21 protein-coding genes are annotated in these 21,719 nt (G+C 67.5%); 10 read left to right on the top strand and 11 right to left on the bottom strand.

Annotation, left to right across the window (positions count from 1 at the left end):
* The first annotated feature begins 191 nt into the window (after positions 1-191).
* Positions 192-1,001, top strand: coding sequence for a polysaccharide deacetylase family protein (locus A5745_RS15605; protein WP_076117155.1), 810 nt, complete (start codon positions 192-194; stop codon positions 999-1,001).
* On the opposite strand, the gene A5745_RS15600 is transcribed toward A5745_RS15605, so the two are convergent.
* Positions 988-1,434, bottom strand: a complete 447-nt coding sequence (locus tag A5745_RS15600; protein ID WP_076060090.1) for a MarR family winged helix-turn-helix transcriptional regulator — start codon at positions 1,432-1,434, stop codon at positions 988-990. The two genes, A5745_RS15605 and A5745_RS15600, sit on opposite strands and share 14 nt — an antisense overlap.
* A 75-nt stretch (positions 1,435-1,509) precedes the next feature.
* On the opposite strand from A5745_RS15600, the gene A5745_RS15595 reads away from it, so the two are divergent.
* The 3 genes from A5745_RS15595 to A5745_RS15585 all read left to right on the top strand — a co-directional run bounded on the left by A5745_RS15595 (position 1,510) and on the right by A5745_RS15585 (position 4,444).
* Positions 1,510-2,454, top strand: coding sequence for a PHB depolymerase family esterase (locus A5745_RS15595; protein WP_076117141.1), 945 nt, complete (start codon positions 1,510-1,512; stop codon positions 2,452-2,454).
* A 67-nt stretch (positions 2,455-2,521) separates the two neighbouring features.
* Positions 2,522-3,808 (top strand): lipase family protein, encoded by a 1,287-nt coding sequence (locus A5745_RS15590; protein ID WP_139329637.1) that lies wholly within the window; start codon positions 2,522-2,524, stop codon positions 3,806-3,808.
* A gap of 9 nt (positions 3,809-3,817) precedes the next feature.
* Positions 3,818-4,444 carry a TetR/AcrR family transcriptional regulator gene (locus tag A5745_RS15585; protein WP_256385481.1) on the top strand — a complete coding sequence of 209 codons (627 nt, stop codon included), beginning with the start codon at positions 3,818-3,820 and terminating at the stop codon, positions 4,442-4,444.
* A 3-nt stretch (positions 4,445-4,447) separates the two neighbouring features.
* Here the strand turns inward: A5745_RS15585 and A5745_RS15580 are convergent, their stop codons facing one another.
* On the bottom strand, positions 4,448-5,056 hold the full coding sequence (locus tag A5745_RS15580; RefSeq protein WP_076117137.1) for a TetR/AcrR family transcriptional regulator: 609 nt from the start codon (positions 5,054-5,056) through the stop codon (positions 4,448-4,450).
* 68 nt (positions 5,057-5,124) lie between these two features.
* Between A5745_RS15580 and A5745_RS15575 the strand changes: the two genes are divergently transcribed.
* From A5745_RS15575 to fadD1, 3 genes are read left to right on the top strand one after another with little or no spacing between them, the layout of a single operon-like run.
* Complete coding sequence (locus A5745_RS15575; protein WP_076117135.1) at positions 5,125-5,955, top strand: alpha/beta fold hydrolase; 831 nt, start codon at positions 5,125-5,127, stop codon at positions 5,953-5,955.
* A gap of 32 nt (positions 5,956-5,987) precedes the next feature.
* Complete coding sequence (locus tag A5745_RS15570; protein WP_076117133.1) at positions 5,988-6,758, top strand: SDR family NAD(P)-dependent oxidoreductase; 771 nt, start codon at positions 5,988-5,990, stop codon at positions 6,756-6,758.
* A 5-nt stretch (positions 6,759-6,763) separates the two neighbouring features.
* Complete coding sequence (gene fadD1 / locus A5745_RS15565) at positions 6,764-8,407, top strand: fatty-acid--CoA ligase FadD1 (RefSeq protein WP_076117131.1); 1,644 nt, start codon at positions 6,764-6,766, stop codon at positions 8,405-8,407.
* On the opposite strand, the gene A5745_RS15560 is transcribed toward fadD1, so the two are convergent.
* The 6 genes from A5745_RS15560 to A5745_RS15535 are packed head-to-tail and all read right to left on the bottom strand — an operon-like array spanning position 8,352 to position 14,602.
* The gene (locus A5745_RS15560) at positions 8,352-8,999 is read right to left on the bottom strand and encodes a PadR family transcriptional regulator (RefSeq protein ID WP_076060200.1); all 648 of its coding nucleotides are present in this window, start codon (positions 8,997-8,999) and stop codon (positions 8,352-8,354) included. The two genes, fadD1 and A5745_RS15560, sit on opposite strands and share 56 nt — an antisense overlap.
* Positions 8,996-9,421 carry a Zn-ribbon domain-containing OB-fold protein gene (locus A5745_RS15555; protein ID WP_076117129.1) on the bottom strand — a complete coding sequence of 142 codons (426 nt, stop codon included), beginning with the start codon at positions 9,419-9,421 and terminating at the stop codon, positions 8,996-8,998. The genes A5745_RS15560 and A5745_RS15555 overlap by 4 nt, the downstream gene beginning before the upstream one ends.
* A complete protein-coding gene (locus A5745_RS15550; protein WP_076117128.1) occupies positions 9,418-10,593 on the bottom strand; it encodes a thiolase family protein in 1,176 nt (391 codons plus the stop codon). The genes A5745_RS15555 and A5745_RS15550 overlap by 4 nt, the downstream gene beginning before the upstream one ends.
* Positions 10,583-10,912 (bottom strand): hypothetical protein, encoded by a 330-nt coding sequence (locus A5745_RS15545; protein WP_076117126.1) that lies wholly within the window; start codon positions 10,910-10,912, stop codon positions 10,583-10,585. Before A5745_RS15545 ends, A5745_RS15550 begins: the two co-directional genes overlap by 11 nt.
* Before the next feature lies 1 nt (position 10,913).
* Positions 10,914-13,250: a CoA transferase gene (locus A5745_RS15540; protein ID WP_076117124.1), complete on the bottom strand. Its 2,337-nt coding sequence runs from the start codon at positions 13,248-13,250 to the stop codon at positions 10,914-10,916.
* Between the two features lie 2 nt (positions 13,251-13,252).
* The gene (locus A5745_RS15535; protein ID WP_076117122.1) at positions 13,253-14,602 is read right to left on the bottom strand and encodes an amidohydrolase family protein; all 1,350 of its coding nucleotides are present in this window, start codon (positions 14,600-14,602) and stop codon (positions 13,253-13,255) included.
* A 216-nt stretch (positions 14,603-14,818) separates the two neighbouring features.
* Here A5745_RS15535 and A5745_RS15530 point away from each other — a divergent pair, with 216 nt between their 5' ends.
* Positions 14,819-15,817: a LacI family DNA-binding transcriptional regulator gene (locus A5745_RS15530; RefSeq protein WP_076117120.1), complete on the top strand. Its 999-nt coding sequence runs from the start codon at positions 14,819-14,821 to the stop codon at positions 15,815-15,817.
* A 143-nt stretch (positions 15,818-15,960) separates the two neighbouring features.
* A complete protein-coding gene (locus A5745_RS15525) occupies positions 15,961-17,415 on the top strand; it encodes an aldehyde dehydrogenase (RefSeq protein WP_076117118.1) in 1,455 nt (484 codons plus the stop codon).
* Between the two features lie 18 nt (positions 17,416-17,433).
* On the opposite strand, the gene A5745_RS15520 is transcribed toward A5745_RS15525, so the two are convergent.
* Genes A5745_RS15520 through A5745_RS15510 form a run of 3 tightly spaced genes read right to left on the bottom strand, consistent with a single transcriptional unit; the run spans position 17,434 to position 21,289 of the window.
* The gene (locus A5745_RS15520; protein WP_076117116.1) at positions 17,434-17,844 is read right to left on the bottom strand and encodes a Zn-ribbon domain-containing OB-fold protein; all 411 of its coding nucleotides are present in this window, start codon (positions 17,842-17,844) and stop codon (positions 17,434-17,436) included.
* 2 nt (positions 17,845-17,846) lie between these two features.
* Positions 17,847-19,055, bottom strand: a complete 1,209-nt coding sequence (locus A5745_RS15515) for a thiolase family protein (protein ID WP_076117114.1) — start codon at positions 19,053-19,055, stop codon at positions 17,847-17,849.
* 8 nt (positions 19,056-19,063) lie between these two features.
* Positions 19,064-21,289 (bottom strand): acyl-CoA dehydrogenase, encoded by a 2,226-nt coding sequence (locus A5745_RS15510; protein WP_076117112.1) that lies wholly within the window; start codon positions 21,287-21,289, stop codon positions 19,064-19,066.
* 123 nt (positions 21,290-21,412) lie between these two features.
* On the opposite strand from A5745_RS15510, the gene A5745_RS15505 reads away from it, so the two are divergent.
* On the top strand, positions 21,413-21,719 hold a 307-nt coding region (locus tag A5745_RS15505), incomplete at its 3' end, for a TetR/AcrR family transcriptional regulator (RefSeq protein WP_139329636.1).

The raw sequence follows: 21,719 nt of genomic DNA, 5'->3' as shown, positions 1-21,719 counted from the left end.
ACTCTCCCCTGCGAATCCGACATATTGGTGCTGGCGGTGGTACGGTTCGCTGCTGTGGTGGCTGCGCAGTTCGGCAAGTCGGGCGTCTCGCGCGCCCGCGTGCCCGCCACACACGACCTGCAGAGAATCGGGTCGGATTCCCAACCACGAATGCTGCGCGGCCGTGTTGGTGAGACCGTGCCATGTTTGAGATGAATCGCCGTCGTTTCCTGGGGTCGCTCGCCGCGGCGACCGTAGCTGGCGTGGGCGCGGCGCGGCTGGTGGTCGATCCCCAGCCGCGGACATTTGCGCAGGCGCCCGCGGCGTCCGTGGCGACGTCGGGTCCGACCGCCCCGGCGGCCCTGTTGCCGCCCCCGCCTCCGAGCGCTCGCATCGCGCTGCCCGGCGGAGGAGCGCTGATGAAGCTTCCCGGCGAGGGCGACTTGCTCGCGCTGACGCTGGACGACGGGGTCAGCAGCGAAGTGGTCCGCGCCTACACGCAGCTCGCCAAGGACACCGGCGCGCGAATGACCTTTTTCGTCAACGGCGTGTACGACTCGTGGACCGAGAACCTGAAGATGCTGCGGCCGCTGGTGGATTCGGGCCAGATACAGCTCGGCAACCATACCTGGTCGCATCCGGATTTGACGACGCTGACCCAAAGCCAGGTCGCGGAACAGCTCACTCGCAACGACGAGTTCCTGAAGAAGACCTACGGGGTCGGCGCGAAACCGTACTATCGGCCGCCCTATGCGAAGCGCAACGCCGCCGTCGACGCCGTGGCGGCCGAGCTCGGCTACACCGTTCCGACCTTATGGTCGGGTTCGTTGTCGGATTCCACGCTGATCACCGAGGAATACATCCTGAAGATGGCCGACGAGTACTTCACGCCGCAGTCCATCGTCATCGGTCACCTCAACCACTTGCCGGTCACTCACGTCTATCCGCAAATGATCGACATCATCCGCGATCGAAACCTTCGCACCGTCACGCTCAACGACGTTTTCCTCAGGACTCCGTAGCGGACAGCAACGTCAGCAACGTCTCACGGAATTCCGCCAGCCGGCGCTCACCCAACACCTCTTGCCATCGTTTCTCGAGTTCGATTGCGCTGGAACGCATCACACGCAGCGCTTGCCGACCGCGCGGCGTCAGCTCGATGATTCGGGCCCGCGCGTCAACCGGATCGGGAACGCGGCTGACGTAGCCATGCCGCTCCAGCCCCGCTACCGCCTGGGCCACCGCCTGCCGGCTCACCCTCAGCCGCTCCGCGAGATCCGATGCATGCAGTCCACCGGCCGCCAGCGGCACGAGTGCGACCGATTGCGCCGGGCGGATCCCGTCGAGTCCCGCGGCGGCGAACGCCGCCCGCAAGCGGGGTGCCCCGGACGCCGTCACCAGGTTCACCAGTGCCGGCACGGTCGGCTCCCACTGGGAACCCGCAGCCCGTCGCATGGTCCTAGAGTCTGCCACCCACCTGAGATTGACAAGTTACTTGTCAAATTGCGGTTCGGCTGACACGATGGGGCCATGCGACCTCGATGCGTTCGGGTTCTGGGCGGGTTTCTCCTTCCGGCGTTGGTCGTCGCGCTCGGCGGGTGCGTCGGGGGCGGGCACGCGTCGGGAACGCCAGGCGCACAATCGATCCCGTTGGGGCAGTCCAGTCAAACCATCCAGTCGGGCGGGGTGAGCAGAACCTTTCATCTGTACCGGCCGGCGGGGTTGGCCGACGGCGTGCCGCTGGTCGTCATGCTGCACGGCGGCTTCGGCAGCGGCGCGCAGGCCGAGCGCTCCTATCACTGGGATGCGGAGGCGGACAACGGGCATTTTCTGGTCGCCTATCCCGACGGCCTCAACCGCGCCTGGAACGCCGGAACGTGCTGCGGCGAACCGGGATACGACAACGTGGACGACGTCGGATTCATCGGCGCCATGGTCACCGCCATCGAGCAGCAGATCCCCATCGATCGCGCACGCGTCTACGTCACGGGCATGTCGAACGGGGCCATGATGGCCCTGCGACTGGGGTGCCAGACCGACACCTTCGCCGCGATCGCTCCCGTCGCCGGCACGCTGCTGACCGACTGCTCGCGGGCGCGGCCGACATCCGTGCTCCAGATCCACGGCACCGCCGACGACCGGGTTCCCTACAACGGCGGACCGGGTAAAGCGTTCGCGGCCAACGGGAATCCGCGCGTCGATGGTCCCTCCGCGGAATCGGTCAACGCCACCTGGCGTTCCATCGACTCGTGCGGACCGCCGAATTCGACCACCACCGGAAGCGTCACGACGCAGACCGCCGGCTGCCCCGACGGGCGCACCGTCGAGCTGATCTCGGTCGCGGGCGCGGGTCATCAGTGGCCCGGGGGCGAGCCGAGCCCGCTCGCGCAGAGGGTGGCAGATCTTCCTCCGCCGTCGACGGCGCTCGACGCCACCGACACCATCTGGCAATTCTTCGCCCAGAACCATCGCTGACGACCGATCTCTAAAAAGTTAGAGAAATGCTCTTCCCCCGGGGCCGCCGCGTTGTTACCGTTTCGTGATGCGTCGGGTAGGGGGAGTCCTCGCTGTCCTGCTGGTGATCGGTTTCGGATTTGTCAGCCCCGGACTCGCACGGGCCGACGGCGACGAACCGCAGTACGCGGAGTTCTACACCCCACCGGATCCCCTGCCGCCGGGCCAGCCGGGCGACCTGATCCGCACCGAACCGTCGCGGCTGGTGCTGGAGCCGTCGGGTCAACTGGGCGCGATCATGGCCACCGGCACGCGAATCATGTACCGCAGCAAAGACACCCACGGCAATCCGATTGCGGTCACGGGTACCTACTTCGAGCCGTACAACGACTGGCCGGGCAAGGGCCCGCGGCCGTTGATCAGCTACGCGCCCGGCACCCAGGGCCAGGGCAACCAGTGCGCGCCGTCGCGAATGTTCAACCAGGGCATCCACTATTCGGGTGGCTGGGACATCATGTTCAACTACGAAGAGCTGTTCGTCGCCACGATGGTCGCCCGCGGTTTCGCGATCGTGATGACCGACTACGAAGGCTTGGGCACCCCGTCGATGCACACCTATGTGGGCCGGGTGGCCGAGGGGCAGGCCGTGCTCGACGCCGCGCGGGCAGCCATGCGCCTGCCCGGTACGTCATTGGATCCGCATGGGCCCGTGGCCTTTTGGGGCTATTCACAAGGTGGCGGCGCTGTCGCCTCGGCGGCCGAACTGGCACCGTCCTACGCCCCGGAGCTCCATATCGTCGGCACCTACGCCGGCGCGCCGGTAGCCGACCTCAAGGAACTGCTGCCCTACGCCGATGGCAGTGCCCTCGTCGGCGTGGTGGGCTATGCGATCAACGGCGCGATCGCCACCTACCCGGAGAATGCCGAGGTGATCCGCTCCAAGCTCACGCCGCGGGGTTTGGCCATGCTCGAATCGGCCTCACGCCAATGCGTCGGACAAACGATCCTCGATTTCATGTTTCGCCACCTGCAGCCCTACTTCAACGACAACGTCTGGAAGGTCATCAACGAGGAGCCGTTCAGCAGCATGTTGGATGAGCAGCACGTCGGACGCTACAAACCCAACGCGCCCGTGTTGATCAACAGCAACCGCTACGACCCCTTGGTGCCGTGGACCGCGGCCAACCAGCTTGGCCGCGACTGGTGCGCTCAGGGCGCCGACGTTGAATTTCGCACCAACGAAGAACCGCCGTTCCTCAACAAACTCGTCGTCAACCACGCCCTGCCCATGCTCGTCGATGGTGAACCGGCGATGCAGTGGATCGCAGGCCGCTTCAACGGAGAACCCACCGCGCCCAACTGCGGCCAGTTCTAGACTGGTCGCATTGCTGCACGGAGAAAGCACAACGCGGCCGAACGGCGCCGTCAGCTCACCGACGCCGCGATAGAGCTACTCGGCACCGACGGGGTCCACGGCGTCAGCCACCCCAAGGTCGACGAACGCGCCGGGGTGCCCGACGGCACCACATCGTTTTACTTCCGGACCCGAAAGGCGTTGCTGCACGGGGTCGCAACTCGGCTCAACGAACTCGACGTCGCCGATCTGTCGTTGCTGACCGAGCTCGCGGGCGACCGGCCGACCGAATTCGCGGGCACCGCGGGCCTGGCCCGCATCGTCATGTATGTCGCCACCGAACCTTGGCTCACCCGCGCCAAGGCGCGCTACGAGATCATGTTGCTGGCCAGCCGTGACCCCGAACTGGCGGCGACCCTCAACGAGTCCGCGGAGGGCCTCTACGCGCTGGCGCGCGACGTGGTCGCCCAATGGCACCCGGCCGGCAGCGCCCCGGATCCCGCACTGATCGAGGATCAGGCCATCGCCACCATGACGTTCATCAACGGGGTGATGATGACGTTCGTTGCGGGCCGCCCGGCCGTCGATGGCCCCGAACACCTCGACCGGCTCATCCAGGGAGTCATCGCAGGAGTCGCGCACGTTCGCCCCGACTGACTATCAACGCTCGTCCAGCATTGCGTCGATGAGCCGGTGCAGCACCTGCCCGGTTTCCCGTCGCGCGCGTTTCGGATCGTCGGCCGTGGCGATGACCATGGCGGCCTCGTCGAGCGCGCCGATAAGTATGTGGGCCAACGGCCGCATCGGTTGGCGGGCCAATTGCCCCGCCCGGACAGCCTCGGTGAGCAGTTGCTCGGTCATGCCCAGGCTGTACCGCTGGGCGACGTCACGAAAGGCCGGCCAGCCGAGCACGCTCGGCGCATCGAGCAGGATCAGCTGGCGCACCTCCGGATCACCGGAGACGTCAAGCCAGGCATCGACCGCGGCCCGGATCGCGTCGGCGGGATTCGCCGCCCCCGACTCGGCGACCAGCGTCGCCATCCGGGCCATCACATCCTGCTCCACGGCCTCGACGACCTCGCCGAAAAGCGTTGCCTTGTCCGCGAATTGGTGGTACATCGCGCCCCGGGTGACACCGGCGGCCGCGACGATCTCCGGCGTCCCCACCTCCGCGTAACCGCGCAGGCCCCACAGCTTGCGGGCGGCCGAGATCAGCGCGTCGCGGGTCGCCGCGGAGCGCTCCTCCTGAGTGCGTCTCTTGATTTCCATACAGCCTGTTGGTAACTTACGAACAGACAGCCTGTTTGTAAGTATACCGTTCGAGGTAGGAGTTATCCATGTCGACGATCGACATTAGTGCGGGAACCATCCACTACGAAGCAACCGGACCCGAGAATGGTCGACCCGTGGTGTTCGTGCACGGGTACATGATGGGCGGTGATCTGTGGCGCCGGGTCAGCGAACGATTGGGTGATCGCGGCCTGCGCTGCATCGCACCCACCTGGCCGCTGGGCGCGCACCCCGAGCCCCTCCGCCCCGGGGCCGATCGGACGATCAACGGCGTCGCCGGCATCGTCGCCGAGGTGCTGGCCACCCTCGAACTCGAGGACGTGGTGCTGGTCGGCAACGACACGGGCGGCGTGGTCACCCAACTCGTCGCCGTGCACCACCCCGAGCGGCTCGGCGCGCTGGTGCTCACGAGTTGCGATGCGTTCGAACACTTTCCGCCGCCGATCCTCAAGCCGGTGATCCTGGCGGCCAAGTCCAAGACGACGTTTAAGACAGTGGCCCAGGCCATGCGCGTGCCGGCGGCACGCAAGCGCGCGTTCGACGGCCTGGCGCACCGCAACATCGACGAGCTGACGGAGGCGTGGGTGCGCCCGGGGCTCTCCGATCCGGCCGTCGCCGAGGACCTGCGCCAGCTCACCCTGTCGATGCGCACGGAGGTCACCACGGGCGTGGCCGCGCGGCTGCATGAGTTCCACAAGCCCGCGCTGATCGCCTGGTCGGCCGATGACGTGTTCTTCGAACTCAGCGACGGCGAACGACTGGCGGCGACCATCCCCAACGCGCGGCTCGAGCTGATCGAGGGCGCGCGGACGTTCTCGATGGTGGACCAGCCGGATCGGCTGGCCGACCTGCTGTCGTCGATCGCGGTGCGCGCCTAGGGGGCCGGCACGCGTCGGCTAGCGTCTTCGCTATGCCAGACGCGACACCACCACTGCACGGCCGGCGGATCCTGGTGACCGGTGGGGCTACCGGTATCGGCGCGGCCGCCGTCGGAGTCCTCACCGAGGCGGGGGCCGAGGTCGTCGCCACCTATCACCAAACTCCGCCGCCGGAAGGTCTCGCGGCTGCGTGGCTGCAGTGCGATGTGCGTGACGCCGGCGCCGTTTCGGCGATGGTGCAGCAAGCCGTCGAGCGCCTCGGCGGGCTCGATGTCCTGGTGAACGCGGCGGGTCTGTGGCAGGCCGGGGTGCCGGGATACATCGGCGGCGACGAGATCTCGTTCCTGTTGGACACCAACGTGAAGGCGACCATCCTCACCAACCAGGCCGTGTACGCGGTGATGAGGGACCAAGATCCCAAAGGCGGCCGCATCATCAACTTCGGATCCTCCGAAGCCGTTATGGGCAGCCCGATCTCGGCTGTCTACGCCGCAACCAAGGGCGCGGTGCAGGCCTGGACGCGATCGGCCGCCAAAGCCTGGGGCGCCGACAAGGTCACCGTCAACGCTTTGGCACCGGCCGTGCAGACGCCCGGCTCGGATCGGTTCCGGGATTTCCTCGGCCCGGACGCGAGCGCCCTCATCGATCAGCAGATGCAGATGATGATTCCGGTCGGCGGGGCGCTGGGGGATCCGACGCGCGACGTCGGGCCGATGCTCGTCTTCCTGGCCGGCCCCGGTTCCGGCTTCATCACGGGCCAACTACTGGCGGTGGACGGCGGCCTGATGATGGTGGGCGGCTAAGCCCGATGGCCGACGACACAATGCAAGCGCTGCTGCGCAAGCGCCTGTCGGACTCGGCGGTCGCCGTGAAACACGGTGATTTGCAATGGAGCTGGAGCGAGTACCTCGGCAAGTCCGCGGCCCGGGCTGCGGCCCTGCTCGGCGCCGCCGATCCGCAACGGCCGATGCACATCGGCGCCCTGCTGGGAAACACGCCTGAGATGCTGGCCCAGATGGCGGCGGCCGGCCTCGGCGGGTACGTACTGTGCGGTCTGAACACGACGCGGCGCGGCGCGGCGCTGGCCGCGGACATCCGGCGGGCCGACTGCCAATTCGTTGTGACCGACGCCGAACACCGGCCATTGCTTGACGGTTTGGACCTCGAGGGGACGCGCATCTTCGATACCTCGACGCCGCAGTGGGAGGAATTCGTCAGCGGCGCCGGCGAGCTGGTGCCCCATCGAAACGTCACCGCGATGGACGCGTTCATGATGATCTTCACGTCGGGAACCAGTGGAAACCCCAAGGCGGTGCCGGTATCACATCTGATGGCCGCGATCGCGGGTCTCAGCCTGACCGACCGCTTCGGGCTCACCGAGCAGGACACGTGCTACGTGTCCATGCCGCTGTTTCACTCCAACGCGGTCGTCGCCGGGTGGGCGCCCGCAGTGGTCTCCGGCGCCGCGATCGTGCCTGCCAAGTTCTCGGCGCGCAACTTCCTCGACGACATCCGCCGCTACGGCGCTACGTACATGAATTACGTCGGCAAGCCGCTGGCCTACATACTGGCCACCGCCGAACGCGGCGACGACGCCGACAACCCGCTGCGGGTGGCGTTCGGCAATGAGGCCAATGACAAAGACATCGAGGAGTTCTCGCGCCGCTTCGGCGTCCAGGTGGAGGACGGGTTCGGCTCGACCGAGAACGCCGTCATCGTGATCCGTGAGCCCGGCACGCCGCCGGGCTCGATCGGCAGGGGCGTCGACGGGGTCGCCGTATACGACAGCGAGACCGTCACCGAATGCGCCGTCGCACGCTTCGATGCCCATGGGGCGCTAGCCAACGCCGACGAGGCGGTAGGTGAGTTGGTCAACACGACGGGATCGGGTTTCTTCACCGGCTACTACAACGACCCGGAAGCGAACGCCGACCGCATGCGCCACGGCATGTACTGGTCGGGCGACCTCGCCTACCGAGACGCCGAAGGCTGGATCTACCTCGCCGGCCGCACCGCCGACTGGATGCGGGTGGACGGCGAGAATCTGGCCGCGGCGCCGATCGAGCGACTCCTGTTGCGGCACAGCGCCATCAACCGTGTCGCGGTGTACGCCGTCCCGGATGCGCGCGTCGGCGACCAGGTGATGGCCGCGATCGTCCTCAACGAGGGCCACGTCATCGACCCCGACGAATTCGAGGCTTTTCTCGATGCCCAACCCGACCTGTCCCCCAAGGCCCGGCCCCGATTCGTCCGCATCGCCGCCGACCTGCCCAGCACCGCGACCCACAAGGTGCTCAAGCGCCAGCTGATCGCCCAGGGAACGGCCACGGGCGAGGGCGAAATCCTGTGGGAGCGCGAACCGCGCGGCACGGCCTACCGGGTCGCATCGGACACGCCTAATCCCCGGGTGCCCGGCGGCGGATCTGCCCCTTCGAGCGTCGCACCCGCTTGACCGGGTCTCGGGTTGTGCCGCTGGCGATCTCGTCACGCAGCTGAGCAATGTTGGAGATCTCGGCATACAAGCCGCGGATCGCGTAGTCGAGGACGGCGAAGGAGAAACGCTGCTCGGGATCGTCGGCCAGGCCGAGTTCACGGGAACGCTGGCGCGACCATAGCGCCTCGTCCAACCGGGCCCGGGTCGCCTCGAGATGCCGCTCCAGCGAATCGATTACGTGCTCGGGATCGTCGCCGCGGGCAAGCCACGTTTTGAGAATGACGGGATGCTTGATGACGACTTGGTCCTGGCCCGGAAAGTGCTGAACCCACCGGTGCAGCGCGTCCAGCCCGGCATCGGTCGTCGCATACAACGTGATGGCACGCTTGCCGGATTGCGCGGGCGACTCGCTGACCATGCCCCGGGCCAGCAACCGGGTCAGTTCGCGCCGCACATGGCTGACTGACGGCGACCAATAGAAGTGGCCGACCGACAGCTCGGCGCGCATCTTGATCTCGCCGGCGGTGAGTTGCTCGTCGTTGGCCGCCAGCACGCCCAGGACGAGGTAGGCGGTTACCGGCAGGCCGTTGCTGGTGCGGGCGGGGCTCACGGCACCCCGGTGAAGTAGGGGAGTGTTACGTCCGCTCCGACGGCATGAAACTGCACCCGCACGCGCATGCCGACGGCCAGGTCATCGGGTGCGACACCGACGATGTTCGTCAGCATTTGATAACCCTCGTCCAGGGTGACGATCGCCGGCGCATAGGGCGGGGCGAACTCCGCGGTGACGGGCCTGTGCACCACCGTCCAGCTGTAGATCTCGCCGGCGCCGCCGCTCTGCTCCCACCGCAATTCGTGCGAAAGGCATTCGCGGCAGTGCTCGGTCGGCGGGAAATTCGACTGGCCGCAGGCGGCGCAGCGTTGATACCGAAGCTCCCCCTTCTGGCAGCCCTCCCAGAACGGGGAACTGACCGGACTGCTGGCATGCGGTACCGGACCGGTCTGCGGCCGCAGGGACTTTCCGGAAGTCATCGCGGTTCGTCTCCGAGGATCAGGACCGTGGTGAACAGCGCGCCCGCTCCCCCGTTGCTGCAGAACGCGATACGCGCGTCGGGCACCTGCAGGTCGCCCGCGTCGCCGCGAAGTTGTTGAACGGCTCGAATGGCCCGCTGCATCATTTGTGGATTGGACCCCGCGTGGCTGAAGGACATGGTTCCTCCGTCGGTGGTGATCGGATGGCTGCCGTCGATGGCGATGTGGCCGTCGGCCACGAACGGTCCCCCTTCGCCCTCGCCGCAGAATCCGAATGCCTCTAGCTGCCGGATGATTTCGAACGAGAACGGGTCGTAGAGCTCCAGCACATCCACGTCGTCGGGGCGAAGGCCGGCGTGGCTGAACGCGCGCTCGGCCGCGCGCCGGCCGACGACGCCGTTGACGTAGTGGCCGTGATCGCCCCGCCGGCCGACGAGATCCCATGCGGGTGGGTGCTGATACGACGGACCGTGGAAGTCCGCGCCGCCGCCCAACACGTAGATCGGCCGGGCCGCGGCGTCCACCTTGTCGATATTGGCCACCACCAGCGCGCACCCGCCTTCGGACGTGGTGGCGCAATCGAGGAGGTGAAACGGATCGGCGACCGGCCGCGACGCGGTGATGTCATCGGTGCTGAACGGGCCGCGTTGGTAATAAACGGCTTCGGGGTTTCGCGATCCGTTGTTGCGTATGGTCGCCGCCACCATCGACAGGTGTTCGCGGGTTGTCCCGTAGAGGTGCATGTGCCGTCGGGCGATGAGCGCGAACTCGGCGGCGGTGAACATCCCCCAGGGCGCGACGAACTCGTTCTCCGGTCTGGTCCACGGTGCGGTGGCCTGGTGGTCGCGGTATTCGCCGGCTTGGGCGGCGACGAGCACCACCACGTCGGCCATGCCGTGCTCGATGGCCGCGGCCGCCTCGGTGATCATGCTCACCCCGAAGCCCAACCCCTGCCAGGCGGGGCCGATGCGCAGGTCGTAGATCAGCGTCGTGGACAGTGGGCCGGCGCTGATTCCGTCGACGTCGTCGAGGCTCAGCCCGGCGTCATCGAGGGCTCCGCGAATAGCCTTGAGCGCCAAGCCGCGTGACGTCTCACCCTCCAGGCGGCGGCCCTGGCGGGTGTTGTGCACCCCGACGATCGCCGCCGTGCGCTTCGACGGGCTAGTTTTCATCCGCGACAACTCCCAGGTAGGTGCCCACTACGTCGTATTTCCGCCCGTCGCGCACGATGGTGCCGATCGTCCTCGTCCGTGCATCGGCATGCGCCGCGCCCGCCTCGACGACGTCGATCCGCACGTCGACCGGACGCGCCGTTTGCGGGTCGGTGATGTCCACGATCATTGCCACGGCGCGCTCACGCTCGTCCCACTCGACGCTGGTGATCCGGTGCCGCGCAGTCAATTCCATCACCACGGAGTCCTGCCGTACCAGGAAGCGCACCGGTGCGCACAGCTCGCCGGCGCGCGGCGGCACGCACAGCGTGATTGCCATGTCACAGGCCCGCCGGCCGCGCGCTGGTGGCCCCGGATGCCCGCAGCTCGGCGAGCTCTCGTTCGCTGCGCCCCAGCAGGCCCGTCAGGACTTCCTCGGTGTGCTGGCCGTACAACGGCGGCACGCGGCGGATCCAGCGCCGTGGCTTCCCGACGAACGCGAAGGGCATTCCGGTGCACAGGAACGAGCCGGCCACCGGGTGGTCGACCGTTTCCCAGAAACCCCGGGCCAGCAGTTGTGGATCGCTCAGCAGTTCCCCCGCCGGGGTGACCGGTGCCGCGGCCACCCCGCCGGCACGCAGCGCGTCGACCGCCTCGGCCACCGTGCGCCGCGCGGCCCAGTCCGAGATGAGCTTGTCGATGTCGTCGGCCCCCGCCCGCCACGCGGCTGCATCCGGCCCGAATTGATGATTGATGAGTTTCGCCAGGGACACGCGGGCGTCGTCGTCGGTCGCGGCGAGCGCGACCCACTCGTCGTCACCCACACAGCGATACACGCCTTGGGGAGTCGCTCCGGGGCCGCGATTACCGTTGCGCCGCAGCTCGATTCCGTTGCGTGAGTACTCCACCACCACTTCGGCGGCCACGTTCAGCGCCGACTCCACCATCGTCGACTCGACGTGCATGCCGGTGCCGTCCCGGTCACGGACGACCAGCGCCACGACCGCAGCGAAGGCCGCGTGCAGGCCCGCGATCGGATCACACACCCCTCGCGGAATCACGGGTGGCCCGTCGGCATGCCCGGTCATCCACGCCATGCCCGTCGCCTGCTCCATGGTTTGCGCGAACCCCACGCGGTCGCGCCACGGCCCGTCGAGGCCGAACGCCGGCATCCGCACCATGATCGCGCGCGGATTGGCGTCGCGTACCGTATCCCACTGCAGGCCAAAGTTTTCCATCACCCGCGGCGAAAAATTCTCGATGACGAGGTCGCTGGCGGCGATGAGATCCAGGGCAATGCCCCGCCCCGCATCGGTGCTGAGCTCGACGCTGATGCCGCGCTTGTTGTTGTTGCTGCACAGGAACACCGGGCCCGTTTCCCACCACTGGTCCCAGTCGGGAGGACGACCGGCGGAGAGCCGCATGCCGTCGGGCCGGCGGACGCCTTCGAGCTTGATGATGTCGGCGCCAAGGGCGCCCAGGAATTGGGTGGCGACGGGCCCCGCCCAGAAGGCGGTTAAGTCGGTTACCCGTATGCCGGACAGCGGAAGTGTGTCGGGTTCGGCGGTGATGGGCCGACCGGGTCGCGGCGGCCACTGCACGCGGCCGTTGTCGGCGCCCAGTTCCGGAGGCCGGCGCGGCGGCATCGTCACGATGGCATCGGCGCGGTACGGCACCCGCGGCTGCAGGCTCCCGGGTTCCGACTCGACGAACACGCCGCGCTCGACGAAGTGGTCGACCTTGGGCAACGTGGCCGGGGTGCCGATGGGGGCCACCGGGATTCGGAAGGCCACCGCGAGGTCGATGATCTCCTGCGTGGTACGGGTTTCCGTCCACTGCGTGACCATGCCGAGGAATTCGTCGCGGCGCTCGACTCGCCCTACGAACGATGCCAGCTCGGCGTCGTCGACCAGATCGGCGCGATCGATCATCACCAGAAAGTCCTGGAACTGTTGCGCGGTAATCGTGCAGTAGCCGACCATGCCGTCGGCCGTGGGGACGATCGACGGCAATTCCAGACTGCGTTGTTGCTGAAGGGAATCCGCCCCCAGCACACTGGCCGACATGGCGGACAGGCCGCCCATCGCGAGGGCCATCGCCTCGTAGGTCGAGAGGTCGACGATCTCACCGTTGCCGCCCCGGGCGGCATGGCGTGCCGCGGCCGCGGCGACCGCCGCGGCAAACGACCCCGCCAGCCACTCGCCCAGCCGGCCGCCCGCTTGCACGGGTTCGTCGCCCGGCCAGCCGCGGCCGGCGGTCGACCCGCACAGCGCTTGCAGGATGAACTCGTTGGCAACCACGTGGTCGTCGACGTACGGACCCGTCAGCCCGAACGGCGTCACGGTGACCACGACGGCCGACGGCCCGGTGTGCGCCGTGATGTCGTCGAGCGTGCAGCCGTCGGTCAGGTCGGTGAACACGACGTCGGCGCCGGCCAGCAGCGCGGCGATCTCGGCGTCGTCGCGGCGGACCACTGACCTCTTGCCCGCCGCCAGGTAACCGAACAGCGCACCGGGGGCGCCCCCGGCCGACCAGCCGCGCATCGAATCACCTTGCGGGGATTCGATCTTCACGACGTCGGCGCCCGCGTCGGCGAACATCTTCGCGCAGTACGACACCGCGATCCCGTTGGACAGCTCCAGCACACGCCAGCCCGCGAACGGCGCCTCGGCGGCCACGCTCAGTTGCCCAGGGTGGTGGCGCGCCCGGCGATGCCGGTGACCTCCGCGGTCACCGGCCCGGGTCCCTGTGCCTGCAGCGCGAACTGCGTCATCCGCGTCCACGTGTCGAGGTCACGCTGGCTGGCGCGGTGGCCGACATGGGTCACCACGTCGACGTCGGTGGCCTGGGCGCGCAGGCAGCCCGCCCGGGCCTGTTCTTTCGGGATGTGCCGGAAGGGGTCGAACGAGTATGCGGCCATGGCGTTTTCGTGGGTGATCTTGTTGATCACCGCGTCGTCGAGGTGGCCCATGGTCTCGATGACGTCCTCGGGCGCAAACGGCCAACTGCTGTCGGAGTGCGGAAAGTCGGATTCCCAGCACAGCATGTCCTCGTTGAACCAGTCCATGTTCTTGACGCCGACTTTGTCGCTGATGAAGCAGGTGTAGAAATGTCGCTTGAACACGTCGGTCGGCCCGCCGTAACCGGGCGGGAACTTCGCCTGCGTCCAGCCCGAGTGCCGGTTGTAGACGTGTTCGGCGCGCCAGAGGAAGTACGGTATCCAGCCGACGTCGCCCTCGGTGAGGGAGAACTTGAGTTGCGGGAAGTCCGCCCAGAATTCGGCCCAGATCAGCTCGGTGAAGGTGAACATGCTCATCATCGACGACGCCGTCATCTGCACGCTGGGCGGGGCGTCGGTCGACACTTGTGCGGATCGCGACGCGGAACCGACGTGGGTGCACAGCACCGTGCTGTTCTCACAGACGGCCTCGAACAGCGGGTACCAGTATTTGGTGTGAATGCTCGGCATTTCCAACGCCTCTGGATTCTCCGAGAACGTCACCGCGTGACAGCCCTTGTCCGCGAGCCGCTTGACTTCCTTGGCCGCTTCGGCCACGTCGTACAGCGGCAGGATGCCGCACGGGATGAACCGTCCCGGGTACGCCGCGCACCATTCGTCGATGTGCCAGTCGTTGTAGGCCTTGATCATCACCAGGTTGACGTCGCGGTCTGGGCCCTGGTTGAGCACCTGGCCCGAGAAACCGGTGAAGTTCGGGAAGTTCAAGCCGGCCAGTTGCCCGCCGGCGTTCATGTCGCGAATCCGTTCGTCGACGTTGAAGCATCCCGGACGCATCTCGTCGTAGCTGCACGCGTCGACGTTGTACATCTCGCGGGGTTTGCCCGCGACGGCGTTGAGGCCCATGTTCCGTCCGCGAATGTCGCCGTAGTACCACTGCTGGACGCCGTCGGGCTCGAGGACCACGCGGGGAGCGCGGTCCTTGTACTTCGCGGGCACGTGCGCGTCGAACATGTCGGCCGGCTCGGCGATGTGATCGTCCACGCTGATCAGGACCAGATCGTCTTTGTTCATGGCGCACTCCTCGCGCGTCGAGATATGACTAGTAGACAATGGTGTCGGTCACAGTGTCAACGGAGGCCACCGGTCGTCCTGCGCCCGCTCGCAATCCGACAATAGCTGTCCCACAATGGCAAATGCCTCTGAACGCGGCCCCATACGGCACCATTGCGCTAGCTTTTTACTTGGACTATTAGTCCATACTGTTTGCGTGGCGTGCCACCATGAGGCATGGCCGGCCCGAGAGGTGATGCATTGGTCGACAAGCCCGTGCGGCCCACCACCGCCGATGTGGCGCGGCTGGCCGGGGTGTCGACCGCGACGGTCAGTTACGTACTGAACAACGCCGAGGGCCGCAGAATCTCCGAGCCGACCCGCGATGCGGTCTACCGGGCCGCCGAACTCCTCGGTTACCGTCCCAACCTCGCCGCGCGCAACCTCGCTCGCGGGAAGAGCGGCGTGGTTCTCTACGTGCTGCCGCACGTGGCGGTCGGAGACATGCCGATGCAGGCCGGCAGCCGGATGACCACCGAATTGGCACGCGTCGGACTGCTTCAGCTACAGATCTTCGAGGCCGAAGACGATCGCCACGTCGTCGAGGCCATCGAGAACCTCGACCCGGCCGCGGTCACGAGCCTGTTCCCGCTGAGCGAGGCCGCCGCGCACGCGGTGAAGGCGGCGGGCGTTCCGCACATCGACGTCGGGACGCTGCCCGCCCTGGGCGACCCGCACCTCTCCGTTGGTGAGCTACGGGTCGAGCACCTGGTGTCACGGGGGCACCGGCGGATCGCTTTCGCGTACACCGGCAACCGCAGGTGGCGCCTCCTGGGCGATTACTGGCTCGAGGGCGTCGCCGGCGCGGCCCTGGCCCGCGACCTTCCGTCGGTCTCCGTCGCCGACGTCACCCAGGACAATGCCGTCGAGGTGGTGACGGGCTGGGTGCGCGACGGCGTCACCGCGGTGTGCGCGCAGAGCGACGAGATCGCGTGCCTGGTGCTGCACGGGATCCGCGCCGCCGGCCTGCGCTGCCCGGCCGACCTCGCCGTGATGGGCATCGACGCCACGCCGATGGCGGCGCTGAGCTCTCCGCCGCTGACCACGGTGGAGTTCAACCCGACCGCCGTCGCCGACGCCGCGATCACCGCCGTCCTGACCGAATTGGGGTATCCCGCCCCGGCGCCCCCGCAGCCGACAGACGTCGCCCGTCTGGTCGTGCGCGACTCCACGTGAACAGCGAATTTCGCCAGAATTCCGTGACGCGGAGCGTTGCCGGAGCCGGGCTGGACATCCAGAGGTTAAGCGCGTAACTTCCGGTAAGTCCCGTATCCGGATACGGGCGGGGCTTCAGGTCGCAAAGACGCGAGGGGATAGCTATGAAGGTGCAGTCGGTTCTCGACGAGATCCGCGAACGACCCGGCACCGGTGAGACGATCGCGGTCGTCGATCCCGCCACCGAGGAACAGGTCACCGAGTTCAAGGATTGCGGGCCGGAAGCCGTCGACGACGCGGTCGCCCGGGCTAAGGCGTCCTTCGAGGCGGGGGTCTGGCACAGCAAGCCGCCCAGCGAGCGGGCCAAGATCCTGTGGCGCGTCGGCGAGCTGATCGATCAGAACGCGGAGTTGCTGGCCGAACTCGAATCGCTCAACGCGGGCATGACTCCGCTGCAAGCGCAGGGAACCGTGACCGTCGGATCCGAGTTTTTCCGTTACTACGCCGGCTGGTGCACCAAGATCGAGGGCATCGCCGCCGACGTGCACACCGGCGGCCTCACCGGCATCGACTCGCATCAGCACGCTTACACGCTCAAGGAACCGTACGGCGTGGTGGGGCTGATATTCCCCTGGAACGGACCGGTTTTCAATTTCTGCGCCAAGCTGGCCCCGGCTCTCGCGGCGGGCTGCAGCAGCGTCGTCAAGCCGGCCGAGGAGACCCCGCTGTCGGCGCTGGTGCTGGACAACATCCTCACCGAGGCCGGGGTGCCCGAGGGGGTGGCGAACCTGCTGCTGGGCTATGGGCACACCGCGGGCGCGGCGATCACCGCGCACCCCGACGTCGAGAAGGTCGCCTTCACCGGTTCGACCGAAGTCGGCCGGGCAATCGTGCACGCGGCGGGCGCGAGCAACCTCAAGAAGGTGACGCTGGAGCTCGGCGGGAAGTCGCCGGTGGTGGTCTTCGATGACGCCGACCTGTCCAAGGCCGTCCCGATGGCGGCGTTCGGCACCTTCATCCACTCCGGCCAGGCGTGCGTGTGCGGGTCGCGCATCTTCGTCCAGCGCGGTATCTACGAGCAGTTCCTGGAGCAATTGGCGAACGTCGCGAACGGACTGCCGCAAGGCGGCCCCAAGGACGAGGGCAGCCTGATCGGCCCGCTGATCAGCGAGAAGCAGCTCACCCGCGTCCTGGGCTATCTCGATCAGGGCCGCTCCGACGGCGTTGAGGTCGTTACCGGGGGCGAGCGAGTGGACCGGAAGGGTTACTTCGTTCGCCCCACCGTGCTGACCAACGTCGCCACGACGAGCCGGCTGTTCCAGGAGGAGATCTTCGGGCCGGTCGTCGCGGTCATCGCGTTCGACGACGAGGACGAGGCAGTGGCCCTGGCCAACGACAGCACGTACGGCCTGGCCGCCACCGCTTGGACCCGCGATCTGGGCCGCGCCCACCGAATTGCCAAGCGGCTCAAGGCCGGAACCGTGGGGCTGAACTGCCAGATGCAGTTCGACCACTCCATGCCCTTCGGCGGTTACAAGCAATCCGGTTGGGGCTACGAGTCCGGCAAAGCGGGTCTCGAGACCTACCTGCAGACGAAGGTCGTCTGGGCGCAGATGTAGTCGTCTCGGCGCCAGGCGCTAGTCGGCCGGCTCGTAGCGCAGCATCGTCACGTCGTGCTCCTGGTAGTCAAAGAACACCGGCCGCACCCGCATTCCGACCCGAAGATCGGCCGGATCGACGTTGACCATCTCGGTGGAAAACCTTGGGCCCTCGTCCCATTCGACGATGGCGAGCAGCTGCGGCACGGCGTCGGCGAAGTGCGGGCTGACGGGCCGATGGGCCACAGTGTAGGAGTACAAGGTGCCCATGCCGGAGATCTCGCGCCATTCCAGATCGTCGGCCAGCGTGCGGGGCGCACGCACCCGCGGATAGAACACGTAGGACCGCAGCGACGGCGAATACTGGATGACGATGCGATGTTCGGCGAGCGCATCCCAAAACGGCGCCGTAGTAGGCGTTTTGACGGGCATTGGGCGTTCGAATTTCATCGTCAGTCCCCTTGCAGGATAAGCGTCGTCTGCTCGGACAGGATGCCGCCGTTGCCGGACACGAAGGCGCGGTTGCAGTCGGCCACCTGCGCCGCACCCGCGCGGCCCATGATCTGCCGGGCGGCGTCGCAGACGTGGTGCATCCCGCCGGCCAATCCGGCTTGGCCGAAGCCGAGCTGGCCGCCGGCGGTGTTGAGCGGAAAGTCGCCGCGGAAGGTCAGGTCGTGGTTGGCGACGAACTCCATGCCCTTGCCCTTTTCGCAGAAGCCCGCGTCCTCCAGCGACAGCAACACGGTGATGGTGTAGCAGTCATAGATCGACACCATGTCCATCTGCTCACGCGTCAGCTCGGTCATGGCGAAGGCGGTGTCGGCGGCGGCGGCGATCGGCGTGGTCAGTAGGTCCGCGGCATACGTCGGGGTCTTGAACGGCACGTGCTCACCGAAGCCCTTGATCCACACCGGGCGATGCCGGGCCCGGCGGGCGAGGTCGGCGTTGGCGACGACGACGGCGGCCCCCCCGACGCACGGCATCACGATTTCCAGCATGTGCAACGGGTCGGCGATCACCGGGCTGGCCAGCACGTCGTCGATGGTGAGCGGTTTGTCCTTCCAGATCGCGCCTTCGGTGTGGTTGGCGTTCACGCGGGTGTCGACGACGAGCTTGGCCATCGCGCGCTCGTCGTAGCCGTGGATTGCCGCGTAGCGTTGCGCCACCTGGCCGTACGGGCCGTTCTGGCCAAGGTTGCCGTAGGGTATTTCGAATTCCGCTTGCGGAGAGCCGTATTGGTTGCTGGACGAGCCGAAGAACATCGCGTCGATAATGGGCCTGGGCTTCTTCTTCGACGACGGCGTGATGTAGCGGGCGGGCAGCGCGCACAGGACGGCGTCGCAGATGCCGAGTTCGACGGCCGCGGCCGCCCGCCACACCATGGCCGCGGCGCTGGCGCCGCCGAGGTCGACATGCTCGGCGAATCGCGCTCCCACGCCCAGGTATTCGGCGATCGTGGAGGGCACGAAGATCTCCGACTCGGCCAGGTGTGATGCGACGATCCCGTTGACGGCCTCGCCGGGCAATCCGGCATCCTCGAGCGCGGCCGCAGCGAGTTCGGCCCATTGCTCGATGACGAACGGCGCCGGCGAAGCCTTGTTCAGGCGTTCGGGCGGGAGTTCTACATACCCGACGATCGCCGCATCTCCACGTAATCCCATGTGCTGTCCTACTTTCGGGGCAGGCCGAGAATCATCTGGGCGATGATGTTCAGCTGGATCTCCCGGGTGCCGCCGCCGATCAATTCGGCGGGCAGGTGCAGATACGGCTGCACGACGGCGGGTTCCGAATCGGAGACCATCGCGGTCTGCCCGGTCAACTGCAGTGTGGCCTGGAAGGTGCGTCGCAGCAGCACGTTCATTGCCACCTTGGCGATGCTGGAAGCCGGGCCGGAGGCTTGGCCGTCAAGCAGCCGGATTGTTTCCCGAACGCCGAGGGCCTTGATGGCGTTGGTGTACGCGTCGAGCTCGCCGAGCTCGCGCAGCGCGTCATCACGGTCCGGTCCGGGTCGCGCCGCGAGCACCCGCAGCGCGGCCGCCCTGTCGAACTTGACGTAGCCGCTGATCGCCGAACGCTCTTCGGCCATCGTGGCGATCGCGAGATTCCAGCCGTCGGTCGGATCGCCCAACAGCATGTCGTCGGGCACGAACACGTCGTTGAGGAAGACCTCGTTGAAGTGCGCATCGCCGGTGGCCGTCTTGATCGGCTGGACTTCTATCCCGGGCGATCGCATGTCGAGAATGAAATAGCCGATGCCGCGGTGCTTGCTCGCGGCCGGATCGGTGCGCGCCAGCAGCGCGCCGAAATCCGCGCGGTGCGCCGCCGACGTCCAGATCTTGTGCCCGCTGACGCTCCAGCCGCCGTCGACCTTGGTTGCCCGCGTCGCCAGCGCGGCCAGGTCGGACCCGGCCCCCGGCTCGCTGAACAGCTGACACCAGGCGATCTCGCCGCGCTGGGTCGGTGGGATCAGCTTGTCCTGCAAGTCTTTTGGTGCGGCGCGGAGCACCGACGGAAGGATCCACTCGGCGATGCCCAACGAAGGCCGGACCAGGTCGCGTCGCTTGTCGAATTCCTCGTCGATGATCAACTGCTGCAGGGGGCTGGCGTCGACTCCCCACGGTTGCGGCCAGTGCGGCGCGATCAGACCGGCCTCGGCGATGGTGGTGCGCTGCGGACCGGTTTCGAACTCCGGGTAGTCGCCCTGTCGCCCCGGCTGGTCGTTGCGCAGTTGCAAAGCGGCGTCGAGGGTTTCGGCCACCCGGGAACGGAACTCCGATTCCGCGTCGCCGAGGTTGACCGACATGTCGCGCTGCTGGGTACACGTCAGCTCGCCCAGGCGGCGGGCCCAACGATTCGCCGGCCCGATCGATGCGGCCAGACTGGTGGCCCGTCGCCAATACAGGTGCAGGTCGTGTTCCCAGGTGAAGCCGATGGCACCGAACATCGTCAACGAATCGAGTACCAGGTCCGGCGCCGGCGAGATCGCCAGCACGGCGGCGCCGGCCGCGGCCAGGCGGTGCTGGTCAAGCGATTCGTCGACCGCGCGCACCGCGTCCCAGGCCGCCGCGGTGGCCAGTTCGCTGTTGACCAACAGCATCGCGGCGTGGTGTTGCAACGCCTGGAAGGTTCCGATCACCTTGCCGAATTGCTCTCGGGTTCGCAGGTGCGCGGTGACCACCTCGACGCACCACTGCGCGATACCCGCGGTCACGCTGGCGACGAAGCCCAGGGCGGCACACGCCGCACGGTCCACGTCGATGCCGGTGAGCACGTCGGCCTCTTCCGCGCGATGCTCGGCGAGCCGCAGCGTGCCGGCATCGGCGACGAGGTCGGTGCCGTGCACGGATTCGACTGTTGCCGTTGGCTTTCCGGTGTCGACGAGAACCCACACGACGCCGCCGTGCGGGCGGCGGGCGCCGATCAGGATCAGCCGTGCCGCACACGCGCCCATCGTCACGCCCGACGCTCCGCTGACCACCCATTGCGGGCCATCGGCGCGCGCGAGAAAGTCGCCGTTGTCGGGCAGTACGACCGCGGCGGGTGTTCCGGATGCGAGGTCGCGCAGCAGCGATTCCGCCTGCGGCGTGGGGTCTGCCAGCATCGCGACGGCTCCCGCCGTCACCGTCGGAAGCAGCGGTCCGGGCAACAGCGCCTTGCCGGCCGACTCCAGGACGCAGGCGGCGTCGATCAGCCGTCCGCCCTGGCCGCCGAGGTGTTCCGGAAGGTGAACGGCGTGGAAGCCATTGGTGACCAACGCATCCCACCATCCGGGGAGCTTGCCGGCCGCCAGCGCATCGAACTCGTCGCGCGTCGAAGAGATCGGGGCGTGCCGGCCGGCGAACCGGCCAACCGCGTCGCTGAGTTCCTGCTGCTCCGGGGACAGGCCAAGCGGCATCGAAGACTGCTACCCTTTCCCCTTACAAGACGAACCGTCTCGTCTTGTGGCAGATTACGGGGCGGGTCGGGATATGTAAAGCGCGCCCGATCCCGAGGGACTCTGAGAGGCGAGGATCACCGCATGCCAAGCGATCTCGCGCCGCGGCGCCGCAGCGAGAAATCCCGCACCGCGATCGTCACCGCCACGCGCGAACTGCTTCTCGAGCGTGGATTCGACGGTTTGACCATCGAAGCGGTCGCGGCGCGGGCCGGTGTGGGAAAGCAGACGATCTATCGCTGGTGGCCCAGCCGCCCCGCGCTGGTCGCCGACGTCATGCTCGAAGACGCCGACAGGATCCTGGCGTCGGTGAACCACACCGGCGACCTGGCCGACGACCTCGTGGCATGGGTGCGCAAACTCGTCACAAGCCTGACCACGGCCCGCGGCT

Origin of the sequence: Mycobacterium sp. IS-2888 (assembly GCF_001954215.1) — a bacterium.
Lineage (GTDB): Bacteria > Actinomycetota > Actinomycetes > Mycobacteriales > Mycobacteriaceae > Mycobacterium.
Note: the sequence above shows the minus strand (reverse complement) of the source record. Positions and strands in the feature narration are given on the sequence as shown.

Coding starts and splice junctions, on each gene's coding strand:
- A5745_RS15575 (WP_076117135.1), top strand. CDS start 5,125: ATGTCGACGATCGACATTAGTGCGGGAACCATCCACTACGAAGCAACC.
- A5745_RS15600 (WP_076060090.1), bottom strand. CDS start 1,434: ATGCGACGGGCTGCGGGTTCCCAGTGGGAGCCGACCGTGCCGGCACTG.
- A5745_RS15515 (WP_076117114.1), bottom strand. CDS start 19,055: ATGGGATTACGTGGAGATGCGGCGATCGTCGGGTATGTAGAACTCCCG.
- A5745_RS15595 (WP_076117141.1), top strand. CDS start 1,510: ATGCGACCTCGATGCGTTCGGGTTCTGGGCGGGTTTCTCCTTCCGGCG.
- A5745_RS15570 (WP_076117133.1), top strand. CDS start 5,988: ATGCCAGACGCGACACCACCACTGCACGGCCGGCGGATCCTGGTGACC.
- A5745_RS15580 (WP_076117137.1), bottom strand. CDS start 5,056: ATGGAAATCAAGAGACGCACTCAGGAGGAGCGCTCCGCGGCGACCCGC.
- A5745_RS15520 (WP_076117116.1), bottom strand. CDS start 17,844: ATGAAATTCGAACGCCCAATGCCCGTCAAAACGCCTACTACGGCGCCG.
- A5745_RS15535 (WP_076117122.1), bottom strand. CDS start 14,602: ATGAACAAAGACGATCTGGTCCTGATCAGCGTGGACGATCACATCGCC.
- A5745_RS15590 (WP_139329637.1), top strand. CDS start 2,522: ATGCGTCGGGTAGGGGGAGTCCTCGCTGTCCTGCTGGTGATCGGTTTC.
- A5745_RS15530 (WP_076117120.1), top strand. CDS start 14,819: ATGGCCGGCCCGAGAGGTGATGCATTGGTCGACAAGCCCGTGCGGCCC.
- A5745_RS15550 (WP_076117128.1), bottom strand. CDS start 10,593: ATGAAAACTAGCCCGTCGAAGCGCACGGCGGCGATCGTCGGGGTGCAC.
- A5745_RS15605 (WP_076117155.1), top strand. CDS start 192: ATGAATCGCCGTCGTTTCCTGGGGTCGCTCGCCGCGGCGACCGTAGCT.
- A5745_RS15555 (WP_076117129.1), bottom strand. CDS start 9,421: ATGACTTCCGGAAAGTCCCTGCGGCCGCAGACCGGTCCGGTACCGCAT.
- A5745_RS15510 (WP_076117112.1), bottom strand. CDS start 21,289: ATGCCGCTTGGCCTGTCCCCGGAGCAGCAGGAACTCAGCGACGCGGTT.
- fadD1 (WP_076117131.1), top strand. CDS start 6,764: ATGGCCGACGACACAATGCAAGCGCTGCTGCGCAAGCGCCTGTCGGAC.
- A5745_RS15545 (WP_076117126.1), bottom strand. CDS start 10,912: ATGGCAATCACGCTGTGCGTGCCGCCGCGCGCCGGCGAGCTGTGCGCA.
- A5745_RS15525 (WP_076117118.1), top strand. CDS start 15,961: ATGAAGGTGCAGTCGGTTCTCGACGAGATCCGCGAACGACCCGGCACC.